The sequence below is a fragment of the Lachnoanaerobaculum sp. genome, assembly GCF_057250505.1.
In genome coordinates this window covers 1-7,307 of record NZ_DBHIEQ010000052.1, presented here as the reverse complement: position 1 = coordinate 7,307, position 7,307 = coordinate 1, and the positions used below count along the sequence as shown (strand labels likewise).

The 7,307-nt window shown below is 31.9% G+C and carries 7 protein-coding genes and 1 pseudogene; all 8 read left to right on the top strand.

Going from position 1 to position 7,307, the window contains the following annotated elements; genetic code table 11:
* Positions 1 to 1,370, top strand: a 1,370-nt coding sequence (locus ACO6FI_RS12925) for a hypothetical protein (RefSeq protein ID WP_485457686.1), incomplete at its 5' end; no start/stop codon positions are given.
* Positions 1,371 to 1,447: 77 nt separating this feature from the next.
* The gene (locus ACO6FI_RS12920) at positions 1,448 to 1,804 is read left to right on the top strand and encodes a hypothetical protein (protein ID WP_485457685.1); all 357 of its coding nucleotides are present in this window, start codon (positions 1,448 to 1,450) and stop codon (positions 1,802 to 1,804) included.
* A gap of 3 nt (positions 1,805 to 1,807) precedes the next feature.
* On the top strand, positions 1,808 to 2,320 hold the full coding sequence (locus ACO6FI_RS12915; protein ID WP_485457684.1) for a hypothetical protein: 513 nt from the start codon (positions 1,808 to 1,810) through the stop codon (positions 2,318 to 2,320).
* A 188-nt stretch (positions 2,321 to 2,508) separates the two neighbouring features.
* Positions 2,509 to 4,407, top strand: coding sequence for an ABC transporter permease (locus ACO6FI_RS12910; protein WP_485457683.1), 1,899 nt, complete (start codon positions 2,509 to 2,511; stop codon positions 4,405 to 4,407).
* Between the two features lie 9 nt (positions 4,408 to 4,416).
* On the top strand, positions 4,417 to 5,187 hold the full coding sequence (locus ACO6FI_RS12905) for an ABC transporter ATP-binding protein (protein ID WP_485457682.1): 771 nt from the start codon (positions 4,417 to 4,419) through the stop codon (positions 5,185 to 5,187).
* 186 nt (positions 5,188 to 5,373) lie between these two features.
* A pseudogene (locus ACO6FI_RS12900) lies at positions 5,374 to 6,558 on the top strand (IS630 family transposase).
* Between the two features lie 170 nt (positions 6,559 to 6,728).
* Positions 6,729 to 6,938: a hypothetical protein gene (locus ACO6FI_RS12895; protein WP_314447221.1), complete on the top strand. Its 210-nt coding sequence runs from the start codon at positions 6,729 to 6,731 to the stop codon at positions 6,936 to 6,938.
* 41 nt (positions 6,939 to 6,979) lie between these two features.
* The gene (locus tag ACO6FI_RS12890) at positions 6,980 to 7,228 is read left to right on the top strand and encodes a hypothetical protein (RefSeq protein ID WP_314447220.1); all 249 of its coding nucleotides are present in this window, start codon (positions 6,980 to 6,982) and stop codon (positions 7,226 to 7,228) included.
* Positions 7,229 to 7,307: the final 79 nt, after the last annotated feature.

The following is a 7,307-nucleotide window of genomic DNA, read 5'->3' as shown; positions in this document are numbered from 1 at the left end:
GTGTTATTGGCATTGAAGAAGCAAGGAAGAGGAAAAAGACCCTTGCTCAAAGAAATCAAAGGTGGCTTAATACTTTAAGCAGAATTATGGAGCTATCATTTAATGAGGAAGCATTAAAGCCAGAGAATATTAAGACTTCAAAGAATGAACTAATAGTTGCTAAGAATTACTTTCAAAATAATATATATGATCAACTAGAACAGACTGATAAACATATACCTAGTGATAATATTTTTTTGGGATTTTATACTCTGTTAATAGAGCATATTATGCTATGTGAAGAAGAAGACAGAATTAAAACGTATGCAGTAATAGAGAAATATAGCAGTAATGATGACGAATACATTAAAACTTTTGTAAAATGGGAAAATTATATAGTCACTAAAGAATGGCAAGAAGCAATTCTTGAAAAACTAATAAAAGATCATGCGTGCCTAGTCACGGTGGATAAGAGTGAGTCAGATGTTGTGGACTTAAAATATCTAATTTTTGGAAGTAAAGAAGAGCTGAATAAAAACGATATGTCTGGACTACGGACGGCTAGAAAGTATCTTCATGTGCTAACAAAATGGATTAAGGAACAAAAGCCATCTGAAATTCCGGAAAATAGGTTACTCTTGTCTTGGTTTGTTACAATCGTTCAAGAGATTATTTATTGTAATAAAAATGATATAAAAGTCAGAAACGATGCTTATGGTGTTAAAGTTAAAGAAAAGACATTGACGGCAACACTTAAAAATGCAGAAAAAGCAGATGCAAAGCATATACAGGAGTGGATGATAAGAATTGAAAATAGATATAATGTTAATATTGGTGGTGGCGAATTACAGGGAATAGTAAGAGAGATAGAAGTTATATTTCAAAAAATAAGACGTTGGGCTTTACAGCATCATGATTTGAAAGATTTTATATTTGTAGACAATGCACTTGTTCATACAGTAGAGAGGATGATTGTTCCAAGATTTGTGGCAGTAAATAAATTAGATGAATTGGAACAAAAGCTAATAAATACAGGTTTAGTGCGTAGATTAGTTTATGACAATTATGGTTCAATAGGAGTTCTCAATCTCGGAAGAGAATTAGCACTAGACAAGTCTCTTATGGAAAAATTGGTGTGGTTGCTTTCGGATGATATGAAATTACTTGATAAAGCGACAGTATATCTTGAACCACATAAGGAAAGAATTGAAGTTCAAGGAGAATTATATAAAGGATATTTTGACGAGAATGTTTCGTATGTGCTAGTCTATTACTTATGTGCAAATGGAGATATTATTATTTCATATTTTAGACCAGAAGAAAGGGACGAGATTATATACAAGTATAAATCTTATGGTCTAGGAAAACTTGGAATAACTGGAAAAGAATAATTTTTTGAGATGTTTACCCAGCAAAATTAAATAAATATTTATCTATACTGACACTATCAAATTAAGGAGGTGCCAGTATGAAGGGCAGAATTGTAGATATTTCTTTTGAGACATTGAATACAGTTTATTTGAAACAAGGAGTGAAGGGGAAGGATCAGTACCGTTACAACAGAAGATACCCCGGTGGAAACGGAACGTATGTTGTAGGTGGGGAGTACGATTCATATATTTTGCTGAAGGTTTACGTCTATGACCTTGCTCATTGCGTTAAGGTAGATATTAAGGATGCAGTGTTGGCAGCTAACAACCGACATAGAGTATCTAATCAGATGATAAAAAAGCTGATCAAGAACAATGTGGGAAACAAGATAAAACTTGATAGTATCAATGGAGAAGTTTTTTTTCCATATTCGCAACTTAATTTGGTTGTGTAATTTATGGCGAGTATATCGAAAGCTATGCACACTTTACTGGATCTATTCCGTGCTTCAGTATTAGATCCAGTAAATGTTTGTGACAAAGCAAAGGTACTTCTTTCTGTATATAGACAAATGAGCTGGCTATGTACTGTTAATGCAGATGAGCAGATATGCGAGCTAAAAGATCTGGTTATTGGGAGCCTTGATGAAGCACTGGTATACTTAATAAATTTTGCACCTAAAGAGAAGAGACAGCACATACAGGATAATCTATTTGTGTTATTTCAGAATCGTGCAATGCTTCAAATGTGTGAAAACGCATTGAGGGAAGTGGAAGATTTTCCAGCATACGGAGAATTATATAGGGATATTCTTATGAAAGTGTATTTTGATAAGAAGACTCGTACAGAAAAGGAAATGCTAGAGATTTTGAATATGGAAAGAAGTGTATATTATGATCGCAAGAAAGAGGCAGTATTAGCTTTTGGTCTTGCACTGTGGGGAAAAGTTATTCCCGGAATTATAAAATAAGGGATTGTCGGGAAATAAGTAATTTTACTTCCCGAAGAACGAAATAGAAATATCCGGACAAATACACAATGTCATTAACTTAACGTTTGGAGCATACTTTTTACCTTGCAACTTTCTGTAAAAAGGTCTTGCAAAAACAGAATCATATTTTATATAATATAATAAGTTTTTGCAGAAGAAGAGGAATTATGCTATACACATTAATATTAAAAAATATGAAATCAAAGTATAAAGATTATATATTCTATTTGGTAAGTTCGGTGATAGCAGTAGCAGGATATATCATTATATCAAGTTATTTGAATGCTATGAGAGAAGTTGTAGAAATAGAAAATATTAAAATTATGAACAGTGAGATTAGCACACTCAAATGGATCTCTTATGTGTTCCTGCTTATTTCGTTATGCTTTATTATTTATACATTTTTAAACTACACAAAAAAGAAAAGCAGAGATTATGCTATTTTTATTATTTTAGGACAGAAAAAATCAAATTTATTCAAATGTATAATAATTGAACTTCTTGCCACATATATTGTATCCATGATTTTGGGGAGCATGATTGGGGCGTCTTTTTACCATGGAAGTATATACCTTTTTAAAAAAGTGTTTTTATATGAATTTCCGATGGTTATATATCCAATAAAAAGCTATATTTTCATTTATATGATATATTTTGCTTTATATTTTATATCTGCTCTTTGTATTTATATTAAGATAAGAAAAATGAAATTAAATGATTTGCTTATAGAGGAACAAAGAGCAGATACATTAGCTAAAAAAGGCTGGTATAGATTTGTATTTGGAATTATTTTGTCGATACTTTCTTTGTATGTTATTTTAATTCAACAAGGAGATGTAATTTTACGAACATTTTCTTCCATATTGTTAATTTCTATAGGGCTATATTTTATTTTTGTATCTATGGCATTTCCTATACTACAATTATTAAGAGGAGAAACAAAGTTATATTATAAAAATTTTTTATTTATAAATAATTTCGTCTTTAGATTCAATAAATTTAGTAAGATTATATATTTTTCATTATTAAGTGGAATAATCCTACTTGTTTTCATAGGAGTAAATATTTATAATAACATATATGCAAATACAGTAGAAAGCTATCAAATGATGTACCCAAATGACTTTGTTATAGAGAGCTATTCTGTGCCAAATACCTTGATTGAAAGCCTGAAAAATTCAAAAATTCCTATGGATATATCTACACTAGATGTTTCGGAAATAAAAAATAACAAAAATATAGGGGATATAAGATGTGTAGATATTGAACGCTATAATACCTTTCGCAATAAAAATTGGACTCTAAAGAGTGGAGAGATAATAGGGATTGCATTGGAATTGGAGGAAGATTTTGAGGCGTTAAATGGAGAGAGTTTTATATCGATTTACACTATAAACGGACAACAATTTGACTATAGTATTAAAAGCAGATATTGGGAAAATATATTTGGAGTATTTGAAAACTATAGAAATGAATATATGTTTTTGATGAATCACAGAGACTATGAGGATATCAGCAGATATGGACAGAATAAACATATTATATTTGTAAATGCAAAAGAGCATGGAGATCAAAATCGTATTAAACAAGTACTGAATGATTACGAACAACAAGATGAAATGAAAGTAAGAATATACGAAAAGGATAAATATGTAGAAATAAATAGAAATGTAATACTTTGTATGCTTATTGTCTTCGTATTGGTAGCCATTGTAATCACTATCTTTAAGAATAGTGCAATCTATATAAATACATTTAGTCAGATAGATTATTTGTCGGAAAAATACAAGGCGTATTATATTATGGGCATGAACAAGAAGACTATTGCTAATACTGCCACAAGAGAACTTCAATTGCCTTTTATGATTCCTGTGATATTAGCAGGTATATTATCCATGATGTATCTTTATATACTATCCGGTGTTGGTGTCAATATGGTAGAGCAGAGAATTCAGATTTGCACTTTTTTTGCAATATTTATAGTTGGATATTTAACATTGGAATATATTTACTATAAAATACTTAAAAAACAATTTATTTCTTATATTTTAAGGCGATTAGGATAGGTGGGATATATGAACGAAGTTATAAAGGCTGTTGATTTAACCAAAATATATAATAAGGAAGATAAGAAGAAAAGGGGAAAAATATCTGTTAATTTAAATCAAGTCTTAAATGGTGTCAGTTTAGAGGTATATCATGGGGACTTTATTAGCATTATGGGAAAATCAGGTTGTGGAAAAACTACTTTATTAAAAATACTTGGAGGGATTGAAGAGGCAACTACCGGAAGAGCAATTGTTGGAGATATTAATTTAAGTAGTTGTTCTGATGAAATATTATCAGATGTTAGACAAAAAATAGTGGGATTTGTGTTTCAAGAATTTTATCTGGTAGATAGTCTGACTTTAAAAGAGAATATTCTATTACCTTTATATATAAGTAATAAGCCGTATAGAGAGATTGAATCATTAATATTAGAAAATGCAAAAAGGTTTGAGATTGATAAAATTTTAGACAAATATCCAACAGAAGTATCAGGTGGTGAAAAACAAAGAACTGCAATATGTAGAGCAATTATAAACGAACCTAAGATAATATTAGCAGATGAACCTACCGGGAATTTAGATAGCATCAATTCTGAAATTGTAATAAAATATTTTGAAAGATTAAACTTAGAAGAAAATCGTACTATTTTAATGGTAACACATGATCCGACAATAGCAAGTTATAGTAAAAAAGTGCTACTAATGAAAGATGGGGCTATAGTAAAACAAATTGAAAAAGAAAATGGAGAAGATAAAAAAAATTTTATACAGAGAATTGTAGAGATAATGGACTATTGATGATGTTGTAATTTAATATTACTTTGATGCAGAATAAGCTGGGGATGTAGTTAAATTTGATGAAATAGATTTAGAGTGAAAAATTAGTTGAGATATCAGATTATCTAGTATAAAAGTTTCTAAATAACTCGATTAAATAAGTGTTCCATGATATAATATTCATATAGTACATATGGAGGAAAAATCATGGGTAGAAAAGCAACCACAATAACATTAACGTCAGAGGAACGAGAATATCTCAAATCACAAACACGTTCACGAACTATTCAGGCTCAAACCGTTTGTCGAGCAAGAATATTGCTCCTTAAGGCAGAAGGTGTAGCTATTGATGTAATCGCAGATAAAGTAGGCATCAACAGGTGTAGCGTTATGCTTTGTCTTAAAAAATTCAAAGAAGGTGGTGTTGAAAATGCCCTTTTGGATGCTCCCGGTCGCGGTCGCAACGCAGAGATTACTGATGATGAAAAAGCATAGATTATAAATATCGCTTGCCAAAAACCTGTAGAACTTGGATATTCAGCCGAAGTATGGACAAGGGCTCTTCTGACGAAACACATAAATAAGATTGCCGAAGAGTCCGGTCACATAAGACTTTCCACTATAAGTCAGTCAAAGGTTCGGACGATACTTGAAGAGGCAGATATTAAGCCTAACAAGATAAAGTATTACTGCCGTAAGCGAGATCCTGACTTTGATCAGAAGATGCACAATGTTCTCTTGGTCTATAAGCAGTTATCAATGCAGTTCGATGAAGATGGTCAGCTGCTACCCTTTGCCAAAGATGGTCAAATTGTTCACGTTCTCTCATATGATGAGAAGCCGGGTATACAGGCTACAGCAAATACTTCTGAGGATCTTCCACCGGATGAGAATCATAAAACCTTCAGCAGAGATTATGAATACAAGCGTTTAGGAACGATTTCGTTACTTGTCGGTATAGATCTTCAAACCGGAGAAGCAATTCCGCTTGTCAAAGATCGTCATACAAGTAAAGAATACATAGAGTTTCTTAAACTGCTTGACTCGAAATATTGCAAAGAGGATAAGATTCGCTTGGTGTTGGATAATCTCAAGGTGCATACTTGCGAAGAAACAAAAAAATATCTTGCTTCAATTCCCGGAAGATTTGAATTTGTATTTACTCCAAAACACGGTTCATGGTTGAACCTTGTTGAAGGATTCTTTAGTAAGCTTACTCGACAGTCCTTAAAGGGTATTCGTGTTAATAGCAAAGAGGAACTGGTGGAGCGAATATATAAGTATTTTGAGGAAGTCAACGCCGACCCGGTAGTATATCACTGGAAATATCGTCTCGAAGAGATTGATTTAGGTGAGCAGGTTGATACATTACCTCTTAAAAAGTCGAGTTAACTATTCCTATATGGGCAGCTCAGATAGATAAAGGAACAGAAACTGTAAAAGAATTTGTTTCAGAAATAAATAGCTCTGATGATAATGAAGGCTATGAGTCATGGAATAATGTAGATATTGTTTATGGTTATGAGTTATTTGACTCAGATATTCAAACAGTTTTAGGCGATTTGTATTACCTTAAGAACAATAATAATGAAGGTTATGTAATAGTAGACGCTTCAGGGGCAAATGTGCTGGAATTTTCTTCAGGAATACCGGCATACGATACTGCGGCTGAAACGTTAAATATTGAAAATAGTTCTTCGGTAAAATATCTATACGTTAATGCTATGCCGGCTATTGTAAATGAGAACGCTTATTTAAACTTAATACAATAAAAAAATATATTAAAAATAAGAGTAGCAGCTATTCAGTTTCTGTGAATAACAAGTGGAGTCCAAGTTTTTCAGATGTTAAATCAGAAACAAATTCAAGACCATGTTTGCTTGGCTTTGCAGCTGGAAGTCCGTACAGTAAAAATGTAGGGCATATTACAGTCTGCGTAGGAATAAGGAGTGCAAAAAGTGGTCAATTTTGTAAATTGATGGATGGTTGGAGCAGTCAAGTAGTTGAAAAACAATGGGGAAACTATAATGACTTTATGTCAAAAGTAAGGATATATAAGTAATGAAAGCATTTAGATATTCAATGGTATGTATTGTTTGCTATTTAGGTTTGACCTTGAGTTCTTGCAGAGATACAAGTTT